Origin of the sequence: Streptomyces mutabilis, assembly GCF_046628145.1 — a bacterium.
Classification (GTDB): domain Bacteria; phylum Actinomycetota; class Actinomycetes; order Streptomycetales; family Streptomycetaceae; genus Streptomyces; species Streptomyces mutabilis.
Genome location: NZ_CP176874.1, coordinates 3,764,514 through 3,783,447, shown reverse-complemented (window position 1 = coordinate 3,783,447; position 18,934 = coordinate 3,764,514). Strand labels below are relative to the sequence as shown.

Genomic DNA, 18,934 nt, shown 5'->3' with positions numbered 1-18,934 from the left:
GCGTTCGGACCGGGCGGACCGCCCGGCCGGGCGCTCTCAGCAGCGCAGGACCACGGAACGAGGAGAGGACGGTGGCCCGGCCGGTACGGGAGGTGCGACGGACCGCCGCTCCCGGGGTCCGGCCTTCCGCCCCGGCGACAGGGCCCGGAGCACGGCACCGCGCCGGACGCTTCGGGCCGGTGCGCGCGGGGCGGTGTCGAGATGGTCGTACTCGCCGGCACCGACGCCTGTGCCGCTCGCACCCGCGACCGGCGCGAGGGGCGCCGCCTGGGCCGTCGCGTGGGCGCAGGGCAAGACGAGGGCGACCAGCAGGACGAGGACCCGCAGCCACGCACCACGGCGCCCGCCACGCGCCGCCCGCCCGGCGGGTGCGGCGCGGACGGTGGTGGCGGCGTGCGGTGCGGGTCTCACGTCGGTTCGTGTCCCCGCCGGGCGGGCGTCGGTCATCGCGTCGGCGCGAGAACCGCTCGCTCGGCGTAGGGTCGGGCCGGGGGCGCCGGTCACTGCGTGCGCGGGACCCGCGGGGGCACGTCTGCGCAGGACCGCGGCCGTGACGGGCCTCCACCACTCCGACGACGACCAGCCGGCAGCCGCCGACCGGCATGGGGACGGTGGCCGACTCGACCGGTCAGTCGATCGGCACGCCACCGAGGAAGGCGTGCGGGCATCGCCGGGTCGTGGACGGCGGCCACGATCTGCCTGAGGCCGCGGAACAGGGGGCCACGCTGCTCACGGGAGGCCGGGGACAGCCGGCCCAGGCTACTTGCCGGATGCCTTCGCCGCCTTCGCCGCCGCCTTGGCCTCCTGCTTGTACGCCCGGACCTTCGTCAGTGACTCCGGCCCGGTGATGTCGGCCACCGAGCGGAAGGAGTCCGGCTCGCCGTACGCGCCGGCCGCCTCGCGCCAGCCCTCCGGCCGGACGCCGAGCTGCTTGCCCAGCAGGGCCAGGAAGATCTGGGCCTTCTGCTTGCCGAAGCCCGGCAGTTCCTGGAGCCGCTTCAGCAGCTCCTTGCCGCTGCCGACGCCCCGCCACACCGCCTCGGCGTCACCGTCGTACGTCTCGACGAGGTACCGGCACAGCTGCTGCACCCGTCCCGCCATCGAACCGGGGTAGCGGTGCACCGCCGGCTTCTCGGAGAGCAGCGCGGCGAAGCCCTCCGGGTCGTACGCCGCGATGTCGTGGGCGTCCAGGTCCTCCGCGCCCATGCGCCGGGCGATGGTCGACGGCCCCTTGAACGCCCACTCCATGGGCACTTGCTGGTCGAGCAACATGCCCACCAGCGCGGCGAGCGGACTGCGGCCGAGGAGCTCGTCGGCCTCGGGGTCCTGGGCGAGGTGCAGTGTGACGTCCATGCCCCCGATGATCGCAAGGGACGGCTCAGGTCGCGCGCCAGTACCCCAGGGCGTTCACCCGCTGCTTGGGCACTCCCAGCTCCTTACGGGCGTACGCGCCCAGCGCCCGCGTCGTCGCCGTGTCGCAGGCGATCCAGACGTACGGCTCGGGAGTGGACCGCAGCAGCTCCGGCAGCGCCTCCTTCACCTGTGCGACCAGGTGGGCGCCCGCGTCCCGGCGAGGGACCGTGCGGACCTCGTGGCGGTCGGGGTCGGTGCGCAAGGGCAGTCCGTCGTCCGCGCCGCCGCCCTCGAACCAGATCGTCGCCGGGACCGGCCCCATCGCGTCGAGCAGCGAGTTCAGCGCGGGCAGGGACGCCGGGTCCGCGACCGCGAAGAGCCGGGAGGGCGCGGGCTCGGGAGCCTGGAAACCCGTGCCCTGGACGGTCGCCTCGATGGTGACGCCCGGCTTCGCCGCCCGCGCCCAGTCACTCGCGCACCCCTCGTGCAGCGCGAACTCCATGCCGAAGGTGCCGGCCGCCGGGTCCGGGTCGACCAGCGTGTACGCCCGCTGGTGCGGCTTGCCCGCGTTGTCGAACCACAGCCGCACCCACATCGTCGGGTGCACCCCGGTCGCCGCCAGCATGCCGCCGTCGGTCAGGCGCAGCCGCCGGAAGTCCGGCGTCACGTCCTCGACGTCCGTCACGGTGAACTCGAAGTCCTTGCCCCGCATCAGCTTGAGGACCGCGCCCTCCCAACCCCGCCCCTGCCCCATCGTTTCTTCACCCTTCACGTACTATTCGGCCACGACGAAAGACTTAGGTGAGCCTAACCTAAAGGAAAGTAGAGGCACAGGGGTGAGCGCCGAGACATACCGCGACGCCTGGGGGATTCCCCACCTCCGCGCGGCCGACGCGGACGAACTCGCCCGCGCCCAGGGCCGGGTGACCGCCCGGGACCGGGCCTGGCAGCTGGAGGTCGAGCGGCACCGCGCCCAGGGCACCTCCGCGTCCTTCCTGGGCCCCGAGGCGCTGTCCTGGGACCGCCTGGCCCGGCGCGCCCGCCTCGCGGACACCGCCCGCCGCTGCTTCACCGCCCTGGAGGAGAAGGACCCGGAGACGGCCGCCTGGGTACGGGCGTACGTGGACGGCGTGAACGAGGGGCTCGCCGCCTGCGACGCCCCCGAGTTCGCCCGGGTGGACCTCACCCCCGGCCGCTGGGAGCCGTGGACCCCGCTCGCCGTCTGGCTCGCCACCCACATCCTCTTCGCCGGCTTCCCCGCCAAGCTCTGGCGCGAGCACATCACCGCCCACCTCGGCCCGGACGCCGTGGCCCTCTTCGCCACCGACGGCCCCGGCACCGCCGGCAGCAACGGCTGGCTGGTCTCCGGCGAACGCACCGCCACCGGACACGCGATCGTCGCCGGCGACCCGCACCGCTTCATCGAGGACCCCGGCGTCTACCAGCAGATCCACCTGTCCTGCCCGGAGTTCGACGTCGTCGGACTCGCCGTGCCCGGTGTCCCCGGCATCGCCCACTTCGGCCACACCGGCACGGTCGCGTGGGCGATCACCAACGCCATGGCCGACTACCAGGACCTCTACCGCGAACGGCTGCGCCGCACCGGCGCCGGCGTCGAGGCGCTCGGCCCCGACGGCGCCTGGCACCGCGCCGCCCGGCACACCGAGACGATCCACGTCGCGGGCGAGGAGAGCGTCGACATCGAGGTCATCGAGACCGACCGGGGACCGGTGATCGCCGGCGGCCCCGAGGGTCTGGACGACGGCACCCCGGCCGCCCTCAGCCTGCGCTACCCGCCCCGCGTCACCGCCGACCTCGGCTTCAGCGCCCTGCTGCCGCTGCTGCGGGCCCGCCGGGTCGCCGACGTGGACCGCGCCCTGGACGCGTGGGCCGAGCCGGTCAACGTCGTGCAGGCCGCCGACACCGAGGGCGGGCTGCTGCACCGGGTGGCGGGACGCGTACCGGTGCGGGCGAGCGCCAACAGCCTGCGCCCGGTGCTCGCCTGGGAGCCCGGCCACGAGTGGGCCGGCTGGCACACCCCGCCCCGCGCCGGCCTCACCGAGGGCGTCGCCGTGATGGCCAACCAGCGCGGCCCGGCCGCCCCGCTCGGCGTCGAGTTCGCCCCGCCGCACCGCGCCGACCGCATCGCCGCCCTGCTCGCCGGCAAGGACGACTGGTCGGCGGCCGACATGCCCGCGATCCACACGGACACCCACCTCGCCTCGGCCGGCCCCCTCCTGGACCGCCTCGCCGCCCTGGACGACCTGTCCCCCGAGGCCGCCGCCCTCCGCGACCGCCTCCTCGCCTGGGACCGGCACATGGACGCCGACAGCACCGAGGCGGCGGCGTACGCGGCCGTGCGCGGAGCCGTCGTACGGCGCCTCGCGGCCCACCCGGCCCTCGCCCCCGCGGCCGTGGCACCCGCGTACCCCGAGGTGCTCCTGCCGTGGCTCGCGCTGGTACCGCGCGTCGCGTACGCCCTCGAACACCTGCTGCGCGCGGACGACCTGTACGGCGTCGACCGCGCCGAAGCCGTCCGCTCCGCGCTGGAGGAGGTGGCCGCCCGGCCCCCCGCAGGCACCTGGGGCGACACCCACCGCCTCGCCCCCTGGCGAGCCCTGCCCGACACCTCCGACGGCCGGGAGGAACCCCGCCTGCCCGGCGACCACGACTGCGTGCTGTGCACCTCCGCCGTGCCCGGACTCACCGACCGCGCCGCGCGGGGCCCGGCCGCCCGCTACGTCTGGGACCTGGCCGACCGGCAGCACAGCCGCTGGGTGGTGCCCCACGGCGCCTCGGGCGTCCCCGGCTCGCCCCACCACCGCGACCAGCAGACCCTGTGGCTCGACGGCGAACTCGCCCCGGTGATCACCGACTTCGACCGGCTCACGAAGGAAACCGATGACTGACCCGCACACGGCCCCCCGAACGTCGGCGTACGCCTCCCGCACACCCGTCCACGAGCAGGAGCTGGACGGCTTCGGCACCGTCCGCCTCCTCCCCCTCGACGCCGCCGCGGACGCCGACGTGATCCACCGCTGGGTGAGCGAGGAGCGCGCCGCCTTCTGGGGCATGACCGGCCTCACACGGGATCAGGTCGCCGGTGTCTACGCCCACATGGACACGCTCGACACCCACCACGCCTTCCTGGTGGTGAAGGACGGCGAGCCGGTCGCGCTGCTCCAGACCTACGACCCCGAGGCCGACCGGGTGAGCGAGTGCTACGACGTCGAACCCGGTGACATCGGCGTCCACCTGCTGCTCGCGCCCGCGGGGCCCGAGGGCGCGCGTCCCGGCTGGACGGCCGCGCTCGCCTCGGCCGTCATGGCGTACGTCCTGGTCGGCCTGGACCGGAGGCGGATCGTGGTCGACCCGGACGTGGGCAACGACAAGGCGATCGCCCGCTTCGTCAAGCAGGGCTTCACCGCCGGACCGGCCGTCGTGCTGCCCGAGGTCGATCTGCCGGACGTGTACCTGCCGGAGAAGAAGGCGCAACTCGCCTTCCTCCGCCGGGAGGTAGCCTTCCCGGCGTGACGCCGCCCCCGCCGACCGCCGAGGACCTGATCGCGCACTACGGGCTGGAGCCCATCCCCCGGGAGGGCGGCCTGTTCCGCCGCACCTGGGCCGGTCCCGAGCGCCCCGACGGACGCCCCGCCGGGACCGCCGTCGTGGCGCTGCTGACCGCCCGGCCGGACGACTTCTCCGCGCTGCACCGGCTGCCCACCGACGAGGTCTGGCACTTCTACCTCGGCGACCCCCTGGAGCTGCTGCTCCTCGGCCCGGACGGCGGCACGCGTACGGCCGTGCTGGGACCGGACGTCCTGGGCGGCCAGCACGTGCAGTTCACGGTCCCCGCCGGGACCTGGATGGGCGGCCGGGTGGCCCCCGGCGGGGCGTGGTCGCTCTTCGGCTGCACGATGGCGCCCGGTTTCACCTACGCGGACTACGAGCACGGCGACGCGGCCGAACTCACGGCGCGCTACCCGGACCGGGCGGAGCGGATCGTGGAACTGTGCCGCCCATGACACTCCTCGACGGACAGGTCGCCCTGGTCACCGGCGCGGGCGGCGGCATCGGCCGGGGCATCGCGCTGCGCTTCGCCGAGGAGGGCGCGGCGGTCGCGGTGCACTGCCGTACGGCGGTGGTGGCGGCGGAGGACGCCGCCGCGCGGATCAGGGGGCTCGGCGGACGGGCGACCGTGCTGCGCGCCGACCTCACCGACGAGGACGCCTGCCGCGCCCTGGTCGGGGACGCCGCCGACTGGGGCGGCGGACGGCTGACCGCACTGGTCAACAACGCGGGCGTGCAGCCGCTGCGGGAGCTGCCCGGCATGACGGCCGCCGAGTGGCGGGAGGTCGTCGACACCAACCTCACCGGCGTCTTCGCGTGCACCCAGGCCGCCGCCGGGATCATGCGGGACCAGGACGACGGCGGCACCGTCACCCACATCGCGTCCATCGAGGCCGGCGCGCCCGCTCCCGCCCACGCGCACTACAGCGCATCCAAGGCGGCGGTCGTGATGCACGCCCGTTCGGCGGCCCTGGAGTACGGGCCGTGGGGAGTCAGGGTCAACACCGTCTCGCCCGGCCTCGTCGACCGGGACGGTCTCGCCGAGTCCTGGCCGGACGGCGTACGGCGGTGGCTGCGGGCCGCGCCCACGGGACGCCTGGGGCGGCCGGAGGACGTCGGCGACGCGTGCGTGTTCCTCGCCTCACGGCTAGCGTCCTGGGTCACCGGTCACGACCTCGTGGTGGACGGCGGGGTGACGGCACGTCCGTCGTGGTGAGGAACCGGCCGCGCATCCGCTGAGCGGTGCGGCCGCCGCGTCCGTACGTATCCCCGAGGCAGTGGCTTCCGACGACGGGGACACGACGTGAGGTGTGATGACGGTGCGCGTGCCGGGAACCGGCGACCGCGAGGACGACGGGCGCTTCGGTGGCCGGTGCTGCTGGGCGCCGCGCTGGTCCTGCTCGTCCTCGGCGGCGCGGGACCGGCGTCCGCCCACGCGGCCCTCCGCTCCACCGACCCCGGGGACGGCAGCGTCCTCCAGCGCGCCCCGCGCCACGTCACCCTGACCTTCACCGAGTCCGTCGGCCTGCGCGACGACTCGTTCCGCGTCCTCGACCCAGGAGGCCACCGGGTGCGGACGGGGGAGGCCGGCCGGGCGGACGGCCGTTCCGACACGGCCCGCGTCACGCTGCCGGGCCGGCTCGGCGAGGGCACGTACACCGTGGCCTGGCGAGTGGTCTCGGCCGACAGCCACCCCGTCTCCGGCGCCTTCACCTTCTCCGTCGGCAAGCCCTCCGCCTCGACGGCACCGGTGGACCCCGGCCCCACCGAGAACCCGCTCACCGCCACCCTCCACAAGATCGCCCGCTACCTCGCCCACCCCGCCGCCGCCCTGCTCATCGGCACCGCCGCCTTCGTCGCCCTGTGCCGCCCGCCGGACACCGCCCCGCTGCGCCGGCCGCTGGTGGCGTCCTGGTGGACGCTGCTCGCCGCCACCGTCGCCCTGCTGCTGCTCAGGGCCCCGTACGAGGCGGGGACGGGACCGTCGGCCGTCCTGGACGTCTCCGCGCTGGGCGACACGGCGACGACCCGGCCGGGCGCGCTGCTGCTGCTCAGACTGGCCCTGCTGGTGCCGGTCGCGCTCTTCCTCACCCGCACGTCCCGTACCGCCCGGCGCCGAGTGCCCACCCCCGTCCCGGCCGCGGTGGGCGCCGCGCTCGCCGTCGGTCTCGCCCTGACCTGGTCCGCCGCCGAGCACGCCTCCGCCGGCATCCAGGTACCGCTCGCGGTGACGTCGTCCGTGCTGCACCTGCTCGCCACCGCCGTCTGGCTCGGCGGCCTTGTCGCCCTCCTCGTCACCCTGCGCGGCACCACGGACGTCGCCACGGTCACCCGCTTCTCCCGGGTCGCCCTCGCCTCCGTGACCGTCCTGGCCGTCACGGGCGTCTACCAGTCCTGGCGCGGCCTCGGCTCCTGGCAGGCGCTCACCGGGACGACGTACGGCAGGCTGCTGCTGGCCAAGCTGGCGGCGGTCGCCGTGCTGCTGGCCGCGGCGGCGGTGTCCCGACGGTGGACGGCGGCCCTGGTGGACCCCGGGACAGCCGTACGGGAACGGAAGCGCGCACCCGAGAGGGTGCCGGAACGGGTGGGCGGGCCGCCCGGGGGCGGGGAGGCCACCCCGGAGCCGTCCGGGCCGGTGCCACCGCCCGGAACCGTCGGCGAGGCACACCGCCGGGGCCTGCGCAGGTCCGTCCTCGCCGAGGCCGGCGTCGCGGCGGTCGTCCTGGGGATCACCACCGTGCTCACCAGCACCGTGCCGGGCCGCGCGGCGGCCGAGGCGGCGCGCACCGCGCCGGCGGGCGGGGTGCTGCCCGCGTCCGTCACCACGATCCCCTTCGAGATCGGCGCCTCGGGCCGGGGCACGGTCCAGATCACCCTGGACCCCGGCCGCACCGGCGACAACGCCGTGCAGGCCGTCGTCTTCGGCCCCGACGGCAGCCTGGCCGCCGTCCCCGAACTGCGCCTCTCCTTCACCCTGCCCGACCAGGACGTCGGTCCGATCGACGCGGCACTCGTGGACCGGGGCGGCTACTGGAGCGCCAACTCCCTCACCCTCCCGCTTCCCGGCACCTGGACGATGAGGACGACGGTCCGGGTGTCGGAGATCGACCAGGTGAGCGAGTCGAGGCGGATCCGCATCGAGAGATAGCGCGCCACCACCCCCCCGTCCGCGCGCACCCCTCTGCACTCACGCCGCTCCTCCACTCACACCGCTCCGCCGCGCAACCGGCGCACGCCCAGCGCGCAGACGCCGCAGACCGCGCCCCACACGCCGTTGACGAGGAGCATCGGCAGGATGGCCTGCGGCCGTGCCAGGGGACCTCGCAGTTCACTCGTGAGCACGGGCGACAGCACCCCGCTCAGGACCAGGGCGGCCACCGCGTACGCCACCCCGGCGGCCACCGGCGTCAGCAGCGGCTCCCGCACCCGGCTGAGCCCGACGGCGAGAATCCAGAACAGGCTGATCAGCAGGGTGAGCAGGAGGGGCGTGAGCGGTCTGCCGAGCGCGTCGGTCGCTCCGGTGACCGAGAACACCGGCCGGAGGTGGCTCCCGTCGCCCCTGGCCCGGCACCTGCCGAAGGTACGGCTGGAGACGGAGATGGAGACGGAGGGGGAGACGGAGATGGAGACGGAGGGGGAGACGGAGACGGAGACGGAGACGGAGCGGTGAAGGGGGAGGGGCGCCCGCGCGGCCGGCCCCCTCGACCCGCCACTCACGAGGACCGGGATGAACGGCGGCCGCGAACGGCTTCTTCCCTCCAGGGACGACGATCGGGCGGGCCGCGGCCCGCAGGAGAGGAGAGGGGAGCCGGATGAGCCTTCGTCAGTTCGAGTACGCCCTGGCCGTGGCCGAGAAGGGTTCGGTGACCGCCGCGGCGGAAGCGCTGCGCGTCGCCCAGCCCTCGGTGTCCCAGCAGATCCGCGGCCTGGAGCGGGAGCTGGGCGTGGAGCTGTTCGCCCGCACGCCGACCGGGCTGGTGCCCACCGCCGTCGGCCGGGCGTTCCTGCGGGACGCCGAGGCCGCGGTGAGCGCGGCGCGGCGGGCGCGGGCCACGGCACGGGCCGGGGCCGAGGAACTGGTGGGCGAGCTGGTGGTCTCCGCACAGCTGGGCCTGGGCACGGGGCAGCTGCCGGGTGCGCTGGGCGCCCTGCGCCGCCGCTTCCCGCGTCTTGAGGTCACCGTCTTCGAGGAACCGAACTCCGCCGAGCTGGAGCGCCTGTGCCGCCGGGGCGTCCTGGACCTCGCCCTGATGGCGGTGTGCGAGCGGAGCCCCGCCGACGCCCACCACCTCGGCGACGAGGAGTTCGTCGCGGTGCTGGGCGCCGGACACCCGCAGCTCGCCGCGGACCGGGTCGAGCTGAGCGCGCTGAAGGGGGAACCGTGGGTGCGGTTCGACCGCGACAGCGTCTTGGACGGCGTACTGCTGAACGTGCTGCGCGACACCGACCCGGCGCCCGTCACGGCCGCCCGCGTCTCCCAGACGGCGACGGCCGTGCGCTGGGCCGCCCACGGACTGGGGGCGGCGCTGGTGCCCGCCTCGGTGGTGCCCCGTGATCACCGGCACCTCGTCCGCCCGGTCTTCCCGGCCGTGTCCCAGCCCGTCATCGCCGTGCTCCGCCAGGGCGCGGGTCCGGCGGAGCAGGCCCTGCTCACCTTCCTGCGCGAGGAATTCCGGTCCGACTCCCTTCCCTTCCCGTCAATTCCCTGACAGTCGGGGCGAGGGCAGGCACCACCAGATCGACCCGCCCGAATTCCCGCCACGTTGATCAGCCACGAAGCCCTCCGCGGAGCCCTCCGCGAAACCATTCCACGAAAACACTCCACGGAATACTCGACGGATATCCGCCGGTGTCATCCCCTGGGGAATTCCCCGCCGTCCACGAAGATGTTGCTTCCGGTGAGCCAGCCCGCCCGGTCGGACGCGAGGAACAGCACCGCGTCGGCGATGTCGCCGGGCCGGCCGTCGCGTCCCAGCGGCGTGGTGGTGTCCGGGCCCGGGCCCTCGGACAGACGCGCCCACTGCGCACGCGTCGCTTCGCCCCCGGGCGTGGCGACCCGGCCGGGGCTCACCGTGTTGACCCGGACCCCGGCCGGGGCCAGCTCCGCGGCCATGCCCCGGCTGTAGTTCTCCAGCGCCGCCTTCGCCGCCTCGTAGTGCAGGAACGGCGGCAGCGCGGCGGGGACCGCGGCCGAGGAGACGTGCACGATCACGCCCGAACGCCGCTCCCGCATGCCCGGCGCCAGCAGCGCGTCCAGCCGCACCGCCGCCAGGAAGTTGAGATCCAGCGCCGCCCGCCACTCCTCGTCGGGGATGTCCAGCGCGCTCCTGTACGGTTGGGCACCACCCGCGTTGTGGACCAGGACGTCCACGCCTCCGAGCACGTCCCGCGCGGCCTCCGCGAGCACCTTCCCGCCGGCCGGGGTCCCCACGTCGGCCGCGACGAACGCGGCCCCTTCCGGCGCCGTGCCCGCCGCCGACCTGGCGGCCGTCAGCACCTTCGCACCCGCGTCGAGGAACTGACGCACGACGGCCGCCCCGATTCCCCGGGTGCCACCCGTGACGAGCACTCGCTTCCCCGTGAATTCCCGTTCGTCATATCCGGTCCCGTTCGAGTTCTCGTTCTCGGTCATTCCGCATTCCTTGCCGTCGTGAGCGTGAATCGAGGTGATCACCTCGTCGATCGGCTTCACGCTACGACCGAAAAAGAAAGGGAGGCAAAGACGAAATGTGAGCGGGGGGCATAGGGAATCCCTATATCGGCGCTGTGGCTGTGGCTGTGGCTGTGGCTGTGGCTGTGGCTGGGTCGCCGACGCCGACGCCGACGCCGACGCCGACCGGACCGCCGGCGCCGCCGGGACCACCGCGCCGCGCCGGTGCCACCGAGGAGAGGTCACCCGAGATGCGCGGGCGCCGGCACCACGCACGTCGAAGGGCCCCACCGCGAACGGTGGGGCCCTTCGACATCGTGCCCGGTGAGGCACTGGCGGAGGATACGAGATTCGAACTCGTGAGGGGTTGCCCCCAACACGCTTTCCAAGCGTGCGCCCTAGGCCTCTAGGCGAATCCTCCGCAGAGAACATTACATGACGTCGGAGAGTGCTCGCGAACTCGTTCTCCGGCCCCCGGATCGGGTAACGTGTGGCTCAGCCCCTCACGCGGCGCTATCTGACTGAACTCCCCCAGGGCCGGAAGGCAGCAAGGGTAGGTCGGCTCTGGCGGGTGCGTGGGGGGCGCTTGCGTTCACGGGGCGGGGGCGGTCGGGGTCCGCGGGCGGGGCCGGTTGTCGGTGGGCGCCTATAACCTCGTATGCGTGTCGTCTCTCGCGCTCTACCGCCGTTACCGCCCGGAGTCCTTCGCCGAGGTCATCGGTCAGGGGCATGTCACCGACCCGTTGCAGCAGGCGCTGCGGAACAACCGGGTCAATCACGCGTACCTGTTCAGCGGTCCGCGCGGCTGCGGCAAGACGACCAGCGCCCGCATCCTGGCGCGCTGCCTGAACTGCGAGCAGGGCCCCACTCCCACCCCGTGCGGCGAGTGCCAGTCCTGCCGTGACCTGGCGAGGAACGGGCCGGGTTCCATCGACGTCATCGAGATCGACGCCGCCTCCCACGGAGGCGTGGACGACGCCCGTGACCTGCGCGAGAAGGCGTTCTTCGGGCCTGCCTCCAGCCGGTACAAGATCTACATCATCGACGAGGCCCACATGGTCTCGCCGCAGGGCTTCAACGCCCTGCTGAAGGTCGTCGAGGAGCCGCCGGAGCACCTCAAGTTCATCTTCGCGACCACCGAGCCCGAGAAGGTCATCGGCACCATCCGGTCCCGGACCCACCACTACCCCTTCCGCCTCGTGCCGCCCGGCACCCTGCGCGACTACCTCGCCGAGGTCTGCGGCAGGGAGGGGATCGCGATCGAGGACGGCGTGCTGCCCCTGGTGGTGCGGGCCGGCGCGGGTTCCGTCCGGGACTCCATGTCCGTCATGGACCAGCTGCTCGCGGGCGCCGGTGCCGACGGTGTGACGTACGACATGACGACGGCCCTGCTCGGCTACACGGACGGCTCGCTGCTCGACTCCGTCGTCGAGGCGTTCGTCACAGGGGACGGCTCGGCCGCCTTCGAGGTCGTGGACCGGGTGATCGAGAGCGGCAACGACCCGCGGCGCTTCGTCACCGATCTGCTGGAGCGCCTGCGTGACCTGGTGATCCTCGCCGCCGTGCCCGACGCCGCGGAGAAGGGGCTCATCGACGCCCCCGCCGACGTCGTCGAGCGCATGCAGGCCCAGGCGCGGTCCTTCGGCGCCGCCGAGCTGAGCCGTGCCGCCGACATCGTCAACGAGGGGCTCACCGAGATGCGGGGTGCCCACTCGCCCCGCCTCCAGCTGGAGCTGATCTGCGCGCGCGTGCTGCTGCCCGCCGCGTACGGCGACGAGCGTTCGGTGATGGCGCGGCTGGACCGCATCGAGCGCGGCGTGCAGTTCCCGGCGGCAACCGGCGCGCCCGCCATGGGGTACGTGCCCGGACCTGAGGCGCATGCCGGTACCGCGGTCCCCTCCGCTGCCGCTCCTGCCGCTCCTGCCGCTCCGGTCCCGCCGGGCGGTGGGCCCGCCGCTGCCCGGGCCGCCGTGCGGGCGCCCGGGGCCGGTGGCGGGGGCGCCCCGGCGGCGGCCGGCCGGAGTGGTCCCGCCCCGGAGCCGGCCGCCGGTGCCGGTCACTCTCACGGTGACGGTGACGGCGGCGGCCCGGTCGGCGGTGGCCGGCCTCCCGCCGCTCCCGCGCCCGCCCCTGCGCCCGACGCCGCTCCTCCCGCGGCGCCCGCCTCGACGCCCGCGCCCGGTGCCTGGCCCACCGCGGCGCCCGCGGGTGGCGGGCGGCGCCCCGGCGGGTGGCCCACCGCGGCTCCCGCGGGCGGTGGGCAGTCCCGGACACCGGCCGCCCCCGCTCCCGGCCCCGGCCCCGCCGCGCCTCCGGCCGCGGCTCCCGCACCCGCGCCGACCGCCGCCGCCCCCGCCTCCCCGCCGCCGGGCTCCGGAGTCGACCCCCGCCAGATCTGGCCCAACATCCTGGAGGCGGTGAAGAACCGCCGCCGGTTCACCTGGATCCTGCTCAGCCAGAACGCCCAGGTGACCGGCTTCGACGGCACCACCCTGCAGATCGGTTTCGTCAACGCCGGGGCGCGCGACAACTTCCTGAGCAGCGGGAGCGAGGACGTGCTGCGGCAGGCCCTGGCGGAGCAGTTCAACGTGCAGTGGAAGGTCGACGCGGTCGTCGATCCGTCCGGCGGCTCGGCGCCTCCCTCTCCGTCCGGCCCCGCCGGCGGGTACGGCGGACCCGGCGGCTTCGGGAACGCCTCGGGCGGAGGCGGTGGCGGCTTCGGCGGCGGTGCGCCCGCGCAGCGCCCGTCGGCGCCCACGCCGGGCGCCCAGCCCCCGGCGTCCGCGCCGTCCGCGCCCGCCGCGCCGACGCCCGCGTCCGCCCCGGCCGCCGCCCCCGCTCCCGCGCCCAGACCTCCGGCGCCCGAGCCGCGTCCGGTCTCCCCCGAGGACGACATCCCCGAGGACGACGACCCGGACCTGGACGAGTCGGCCCTCTCCGGCAAGGAGCTGCTGGTGCGGGAGCTGGGGGCGACCGTGGTCGAGGAGATCGCGAACGAGTAGGCCGGACGGGGCGCGCTCGCCACCCGCCCCGAGTCCGGTTCCGCGGCGGCACTGGAGGAAAGTACGACACTCCGGGCCCCGCTCCTTCGGAAGCCCGCACAAGGCGCACCGGCGCCTTCCCATTAGGCTGACCCCGTGAAGGTCCTTGTCATCGGCGGCGGCGCCCGCGAACACGCCCTGTGCCGTTCCCTGTCCCTCGACCCCGACGTCACCGCGCTGCACTGCGCACCCGGCAACGCCGGTATCGCCGAGGTCGCCGAACTGCACCAGGTCGACGCCCTCGACGGCGCGGCCGTCACCGCGCTGGCCACCCGGCTCGGCGCCGAACTGGTCGTCGTCGGGCCCGAGGCCCCCCTCGTCGCAGGGGTCGCCGACGCCGTGCGCGACGCGGGCATCCCGGTCTTCGGCCCCTCCGGGGAGGCCGCGCAGCTGGAAGGCTCCAAGGCCTTCGCCAAGGACGTCATGGCCGCCGCCGGAGTACCCACGGCCCGCTCGTACGTCTGCACGAACGCGGACGAGGTCGACGCGGCCCTCGCCGCCTTCGGCGCCCCCTACGTCGTGAAGGACGACGGGCTCGCCGCCGGCAAGGGCGTCGTCGTCACCGAGGACGTCGAGGCGGCCCGCGCGCACGCGGCGGCCTGCGACCGCGTCGTCATCGAGGAGTACCTGGACGGCCCCGAGGTCTCCCTCTTCGCCGTCACCGACGGCGAGAACGTCCGCCCGCTCCAGCCCGCCCAGGACTTCAAGCGGGCCCTCGACGGCGACGAGGGCCCCAACACCGGCGGCATGGGCGCGTACTCGCCGCTGCCGTGGGCCGACCCCAAGCTGGTCGACGAGGTCGTGGAGAGCGTGCTCCAGCCGACCGTCGACGAGATGCGCCGTCGCGGCACCCCGTTCTCCGGGCTCCTCTACGCGGGTCTGGCGATCACGTCCCGCGGCGTCCGCGTGATCGAGTTCAACGCCCGCTTCGGCGACCCCGAGACCCAGGTCGTGCTGGCCCGCCTCAAGACCCCGCTCGCCGGACTGCTGATGGCCGCCGCCACCGGCAACCTCGCCGACCTGGAGCCGCTGCGCTGGAGCGACGACGCCGCCGTCACCGTGGTCGTCGCCTCCCACAACTACCCCGGCACCCCGCGCACCGGCGACCCGATCACCGGCCTCGACGAGGTCGCCGCCCAGGACGCCCCGCACGCCTACGTCCTGCACGCCGGCACCCGGCACGAGGGTGACGCCGTCGTCAGCGCAGGCGGCCGCGTCCTGTCCGTCACGGCCACCGGGGCCGACCTCACCGAGGCCCGCGACCGCGCGTACCGGGCCGTCGCCCGCATCCGCCTCGACGGCTCCCAGCACCGCACCGACATCGCGGCCAAGGCCGCGGGAGCGTAGTCCGGACAGCCCCTTCGCACCGAACCCGGCAGGCCCCGGCTCCGTCCCAGGAGCCGGGGCCTGATCCTTGCTGTCCGTCATCCACCTTTCCCCAAAGCCATTCCATCGAGTGACCGATGAGCCATACGGCTGACGGGTGCCGGACCCCCAACTAGGGTGCCGCGCAGGCATTCCGGCACTTGGCCCACCGGCATTGCGATGTCAGTGGCGGGTGCCACAGTGGGGTGAGTGAGCAAGAGCGGGAGAGCAGCAGGACAGCCCTGGACGGACAGGACAGCGAGGAGGGGGTGAGGTCCGGCCGTGACCGGTATCGGTGATGGAGTGGAGCTGGGCGCGCAGGCCGCGCGTTCCCGGGCCCTGGCGGTGCTGCGCATCCGCAGCCGGGCGTTCGCCGTCGCCCTGTTGCCCGCTGCCGCCGCGGTGATCCTGCTGGCGGGCGGCTCGACGGGGCATCTGGTGGGCGGGGGCTGGGACGCCGCGCGCTGGGCGGTGTCCGTGCTCGCGCTCCTCGTCCTGTCGGCCGCCGCCGCGGTCGCCCTGGTCGTCGCCCGCTCCCGGCCCGCCGTCACGCCGACGGTCGCGGTCGCCGAGGAGTCGGCGCCGGATCTCTACCGGATGGTCCGGGACCTGGCCGACCGGCTCGACGTACCCGCCCCTTCCGCGATAGCCCTCACTCCGGACTGCGACAGCTGGCTGGAGGACCGCAACCACCCGGCCCACGGCCCGCCGCCGACGGAGGATCACGACGACGTGGCCGGCCCGGGCCGACCCGCCCACCGCCGGAGTGCCGCCGCCCCCGTCCTCGTCATCGGATCGCCCTTCCTGTGGTGGATGCGGGTGGGGGAGCTGCGCGCCGTCCTCGCCCCGGTCGTCGCCGGTACGGGGCCCTCGGCACACCCCGACATAGCGGCGGCCCGCCGCTTCATACGGGGCCTGGACGCCGCGGTGGCGGCGACCTCGGCCGTCGGTCGGGGGCCGTCGGCCCGTGCGGTGGGCGCGGGTCTCGGCTGGGTGTCCCGGCTTCTGCTGCGAAGCTGCCGCGTGCACGCGGCGGAGATGGAGCGCGGGGTCGCCGTGGCCGCCGCCGAGCGTGCACAGGCTGTGGACTACGGTCTGCGGATCGTCGCGCAGGAGCAGGTGGGACTCGCCTACGCGGGCTGGGACCGGCTGCTGACCCGGGTGGCGTTGCCCGCCTGGCGGATGGGCCGCTGGCCCTCCCGGCTGGACGTGGGCGTCGTCGCCGCGCTCACGGAGCTGTCCCGCCGCGACCGCCTGGCCGAGGGTTTCGCCTCCCGCCTGGGCGAGCGCCCCGCGTGCGACCTGCTGGAGGAGCCCGGGGTGATGGACGAGTCGGTCTCGCTCCTCGCCGCGCGTCTCTTCCACGGGGGACCCGCCGAGACGGGCCCGGACTGGGCGCCGGTCGGATGGGACGAGTACGCCGAGGAGGTCGTCGACCGGACCTGGCGCACGGACGCGGCGCGCCTGCACCGCGTCCTGGACACCCTGGGCGTCCGCCGCGCCGCCGAGGACGCCGCACCCGGCACGGACGGCCCGACCCTGTCCCGCGTGCTGGACCACCTCGCGACCACGCCCCCCGACGATCCCGCGCCCGCGGGGGCCTCGGCAACCGAGACCGACACCGCCCCCGCTCCCGTCCCCGAAACCGAGACCGGTCTCGCCCCCGACACCGCCCCCACCCCCGACGACCCAGCCGCCCCCCACGCCCCCGCTCTCCCCACCACCACTCCGACCCCCGACGACGATGACGACCTCGCCGGCACCACCGCCCGCGGTGCCGCCCTCGCCGCCGGACTCAGCGCCCAGCTGGCCCGCGAGGAGGCACGGGCGCAAGTCCCCGGAGCCCCCACCCCGCCCCCGCCCTCCGGGACGGCCGGCGGACCGGCGGCCCCCGACGCCGCCCTCTGGGACGACCGCGCGCTCCCCCTCCTGCCGTTGCAGCCCCCGCGCACCGGACGCGAGATCCTCACCGCCCACATCACGGCGATGGTGTGCTGCGCGGCGATGGACACCGCCGGCGCGGCCCCCGGCCTCGACTGGCTCGACGGGCCGTCCCTCCTGGTCAACGGCGTGCGCACCACCGATCTGGGGCCCCACGTCCGCAGCCTCGTGGAGACCGGCGACCCGGGCCCCCTGCGCGCCTGGCTGGCCGAGCTCGGCGTACGCCCCGAGAAGCCGGTGCGCCTCGTCTGACCCGGGCCCGCCCCGCGTCGGCCCCGCCCGGGCCCTCCCGAAGCGGACTTTCGCATTCCTCTTTCGGCCACTTCGCAACGAACAGTGACAGCACACGCGCGAAATGTGATGTGCTGGGAGCGATCGCGCACATGGCAAAGGCGTTCGTCATACGCACGACCACGGGGGCACGAGGGAGGGGACTGTCCCATGGGGCCCGAGCAGATCCGCCGCTGGGAATCGGGTGCACTCGCGCACGCCGTGACGGACCCCTTCGGACAGGGGCCCCTTCCCTGGCTGCGCGGCGGCGAGACGTACTTCGGCGACACCGGCCAGGTCGTCGCCTGGTACGCGGACCAGGACGCGGTACCGGACCAGGACGGCACACCCGGCGCGAGGGCCCGCGAGCGGCGCACCGCCGGCGGCGGACCGCGCGCCGCCGACGACGTCGGCCGCCAGATCAAGGGTTTCACCGCCACCGGAGCCGCCGCCCCCGGCGAGGCCATCGACTTCCACATCACCGTCGACCCGCCCCAGGAATTCAGCGTCGACGTCTACCGCATCGGCCACTACGGCGGGGACGGCGCCGCCAAGATCACCACCAGCCCCCGCCTGTCCGGGATCGTCCAGCCCCCGCCGCTCACCGCCGACCGCACGGTCTCCTGCCACCACTGGTGGCTGTCCTGGCGGCTGCAGATCCCGTCGTACTGGAACATCGGCGCCTACGTCGCCGTCCTCACCACCGCCGACGGCTACCGCTCCCACGTCCCTTTCACGGTCCGCGACAGCCACCCCGCCGACCTGCTCCTCCTCCTGCCGGACATCACCTGGCAGGCGTACAACCTCTACCCGGAGGACGGCCGCACCGGCGCCAGCCTCTACCACGCCTGGGACGAGGAGGGCCGTCTGCTGGGCGAGGCGGACGCCGCGACGACCGTCTCCTTCGACCGCCCGTACGCGGGTGCCGGACTCCCCCTCCACGTCGGCCACGCCTACGACTTCATCCGCTTCGCCGAGCGCTACGGCTACGACCTCGCCTACGCCGACGCCCGCGACCTGCACTCCGGCCGCATCGACCCCACCCGCTACCGGGGCCTGGTCTTCCCCGGGCACGACGAGTACTGGTCCGTCCCCATGCGCCGCACCACGGAACTCGCCCGCGAGCACGGCACCTCCCTGGTCTTCCTCTCCGCCAACACGATGTACTGGCAGGTGGAGCTGGGCCCGTCCCCGTCCGGCGCCCCCGACCGCCTGCTGACCTGCCGCAAACGCAGGGGGCCCGGCAAGCCGGTGCTGTGGCGGGAGGTCGACCGCCCCGAGCAGCAGCTCCTCGGCATCCAGTACGCGGGCCGCGTGCCCGAACCGCACCCGATGATCGTCCGCAACGCCGATCACTGGCTCTGGGAGGCCACCGGAGCCCACGAGGGCGACGAGATCGAGGACCTGGTCGCGGGGGAGGCCGACCGCTACTTCCCACGCACCCCGCTCCCCGAGCACGACGAGCGGATCCTGCTCGCCCACTCGCCGTACACCGACGCGGACGGCGTCCGGCGCCACCAGGAGACGTCCCTGTACCGGGCACCGTCCGGCGCCTGGGTCTTCGCGTCCGGGACGTTCGCCTGGTCCCCGGCCCTGGACCGGCCGGGCCACGTCGACCCCCGCGTCCAGCGGGCCACCGCGAACCTCCTGGACCGCATCTGCAAACGGGACTGACCCCGCCCGCTGCCACCCCGCAAGGAGACCGATCCGCGCATACGGGAGAATCGACGTACTTGGACAGAAC

Annotated in this window: 16 protein-coding genes, 1 tRNA gene and 1 other RNA gene; 12 read left to right on the top strand and 6 right to left on the bottom strand. The window is 74.9% G+C overall.

The window, feature by feature from the left end; all coding sequences use genetic code 11:
* Positions 1-36: 36 nt before the first annotated feature.
* From ACLIN4_RS16930 to ACLIN4_RS16920, 3 genes are all read right to left on the bottom strand, one after another.
* Positions 37-411: a hypothetical protein gene (locus tag ACLIN4_RS16930; RefSeq protein WP_290014720.1), complete on the bottom strand. Its 375-nt coding sequence runs from the start codon at positions 409-411 to the stop codon at positions 37-39.
* A 348-nt stretch (positions 412-759) separates the two neighbouring features.
* Positions 760-1,353 carry an HhH-GPD-type base excision DNA repair protein gene (locus ACLIN4_RS16925; protein ID WP_100047651.1) on the bottom strand — a complete coding sequence of 198 codons (594 nt, stop codon included), beginning with the start codon at positions 1,351-1,353 and terminating at the stop codon, positions 760-762.
* Between the two features lie 25 nt (positions 1,354-1,378).
* Entirely contained in the window at positions 1,379-2,107 is a 729-nt protein-coding gene (locus ACLIN4_RS16920; protein WP_289908991.1) for a siderophore-interacting protein, read from the bottom strand.
* A gap of 82 nt (positions 2,108-2,189) precedes the next feature.
* On the opposite strand from ACLIN4_RS16920, the gene ACLIN4_RS16915 reads away from it, so the two are divergent.
* The 5 genes from ACLIN4_RS16915 to ACLIN4_RS16895 all read left to right on the top strand — a co-directional run bounded on the left by ACLIN4_RS16915 (position 2,190) and on the right by ACLIN4_RS16895 (position 8,071).
* Entirely contained in the window at positions 2,190-4,262 is a 2,073-nt protein-coding gene (locus ACLIN4_RS16915) for a penicillin acylase family protein (protein ID WP_411575965.1), read from the top strand.
* Positions 4,255-4,887: a GNAT family N-acetyltransferase gene (locus ACLIN4_RS16910; RefSeq protein ID WP_107479281.1), complete on the top strand. Its 633-nt coding sequence runs from the start codon at positions 4,255-4,257 to the stop codon at positions 4,885-4,887. Before ACLIN4_RS16915 ends, ACLIN4_RS16910 begins: the two co-directional genes overlap by 8 nt.
* Positions 4,884-5,378, top strand: coding sequence for a cupin domain-containing protein (locus ACLIN4_RS16905; protein ID WP_107479282.1), 495 nt, complete (start codon positions 4,884-4,886; stop codon positions 5,376-5,378). The genes ACLIN4_RS16910 and ACLIN4_RS16905 overlap by 4 nt, the downstream gene beginning before the upstream one ends.
* Positions 5,375-6,139: an SDR family NAD(P)-dependent oxidoreductase gene (locus ACLIN4_RS16900; protein ID WP_411575964.1), complete on the top strand. Its 765-nt coding sequence runs from the start codon at positions 5,375-5,377 to the stop codon at positions 6,137-6,139. Before ACLIN4_RS16905 ends, ACLIN4_RS16900 begins: the two co-directional genes overlap by 4 nt.
* Positions 6,140-6,295: 156 nt before the next feature.
* Complete coding sequence (locus ACLIN4_RS16895) at positions 6,296-8,071, top strand: copper resistance CopC/CopD family protein (RefSeq protein WP_411575963.1); 1,776 nt, start codon at positions 6,296-6,298, stop codon at positions 8,069-8,071.
* Positions 8,072-8,127: 56 nt separating this feature from the next.
* Here ACLIN4_RS16895 and ACLIN4_RS16890 read toward each other — a convergent pair whose 3' ends face one another.
* The gene (locus tag ACLIN4_RS16890; RefSeq protein ID WP_289908986.1) at positions 8,128-8,457 is read right to left on the bottom strand and encodes a hypothetical protein; all 330 of its coding nucleotides are present in this window, start codon (positions 8,455-8,457) and stop codon (positions 8,128-8,130) included.
* Between ACLIN4_RS16890 and ACLIN4_RS16885 the strand changes: the two genes are divergently transcribed.
* Together ACLIN4_RS16885 and ACLIN4_RS16880 are read left to right on the top strand one after the other, a co-directional pair.
* Complete coding sequence (locus ACLIN4_RS16885; protein ID WP_411575962.1) at positions 8,444-8,593, top strand: hypothetical protein; 150 nt, start codon at positions 8,444-8,446, stop codon at positions 8,591-8,593. The two genes, ACLIN4_RS16890 and ACLIN4_RS16885, sit on opposite strands and share 14 nt — an antisense overlap.
* Before the next feature lie 142 nt (positions 8,594-8,735).
* Entirely contained in the window at positions 8,736-9,632 is an 897-nt protein-coding gene (locus tag ACLIN4_RS16880; protein WP_381910637.1) for a LysR family transcriptional regulator, read from the top strand.
* Between the two features lie 143 nt (positions 9,633-9,775).
* Here ACLIN4_RS16880 and ACLIN4_RS16875 read toward each other — a convergent pair whose 3' ends face one another.
* Both ACLIN4_RS16875 and ACLIN4_RS16870 read right to left on the bottom strand, forming a co-directional pair.
* On the bottom strand, positions 9,776-10,555 hold the full coding sequence (locus ACLIN4_RS16875) for an SDR family oxidoreductase (protein ID WP_411575961.1): 780 nt from the start codon (positions 10,553-10,555) through the stop codon (positions 9,776-9,778).
* A 351-nt stretch (positions 10,556-10,906) separates the two neighbouring features.
* Positions 10,907-10,994, bottom strand: a tRNA-Ser gene (locus tag ACLIN4_RS16870).
* A gap of 73 nt (positions 10,995-11,067) precedes the next feature.
* Between ACLIN4_RS16870 and ffs the strand changes: the two genes are divergently transcribed.
* The 5 genes from ffs (at position 11,068) to ACLIN4_RS16845 (ending at position 18,864) form a co-directional block, all read left to right on the top strand.
* An RNA gene (gene ffs, locus ACLIN4_RS16865) (signal recognition particle sRNA small type) lies at positions 11,068-11,166 on the top strand.
* 69 nt (positions 11,167-11,235) lie between these two features.
* Positions 11,236-13,575: a DNA polymerase III subunit gamma and tau gene (locus tag ACLIN4_RS16860; RefSeq protein WP_411575960.1), complete on the top strand. Its 2,340-nt coding sequence runs from the start codon at positions 11,236-11,238 to the stop codon at positions 13,573-13,575.
* A 135-nt stretch (positions 13,576-13,710) separates the two neighbouring features.
* Positions 13,711-14,961, top strand: a complete 1,251-nt coding sequence (gene purD / locus ACLIN4_RS16855) for a phosphoribosylamine--glycine ligase (protein WP_107479828.1) — start codon at positions 13,711-13,713, stop codon at positions 14,959-14,961.
* A 300-nt stretch (positions 14,962-15,261) separates the two neighbouring features.
* Positions 15,262-17,172, top strand: a complete 1,911-nt coding sequence (locus tag ACLIN4_RS16850) for a hypothetical protein (RefSeq protein WP_290014921.1) — start codon at positions 15,262-15,264, stop codon at positions 17,170-17,172.
* Positions 17,173-17,361: 189 nt separating this feature from the next.
* The gene (locus ACLIN4_RS16845; protein WP_411575959.1) at positions 17,362-18,864 is read left to right on the top strand and encodes a N,N-dimethylformamidase beta subunit family domain-containing protein; all 1,503 of its coding nucleotides are present in this window, start codon (positions 17,362-17,364) and stop codon (positions 18,862-18,864) included.
* Positions 18,865-18,934: the final 70 nt, after the last annotated feature.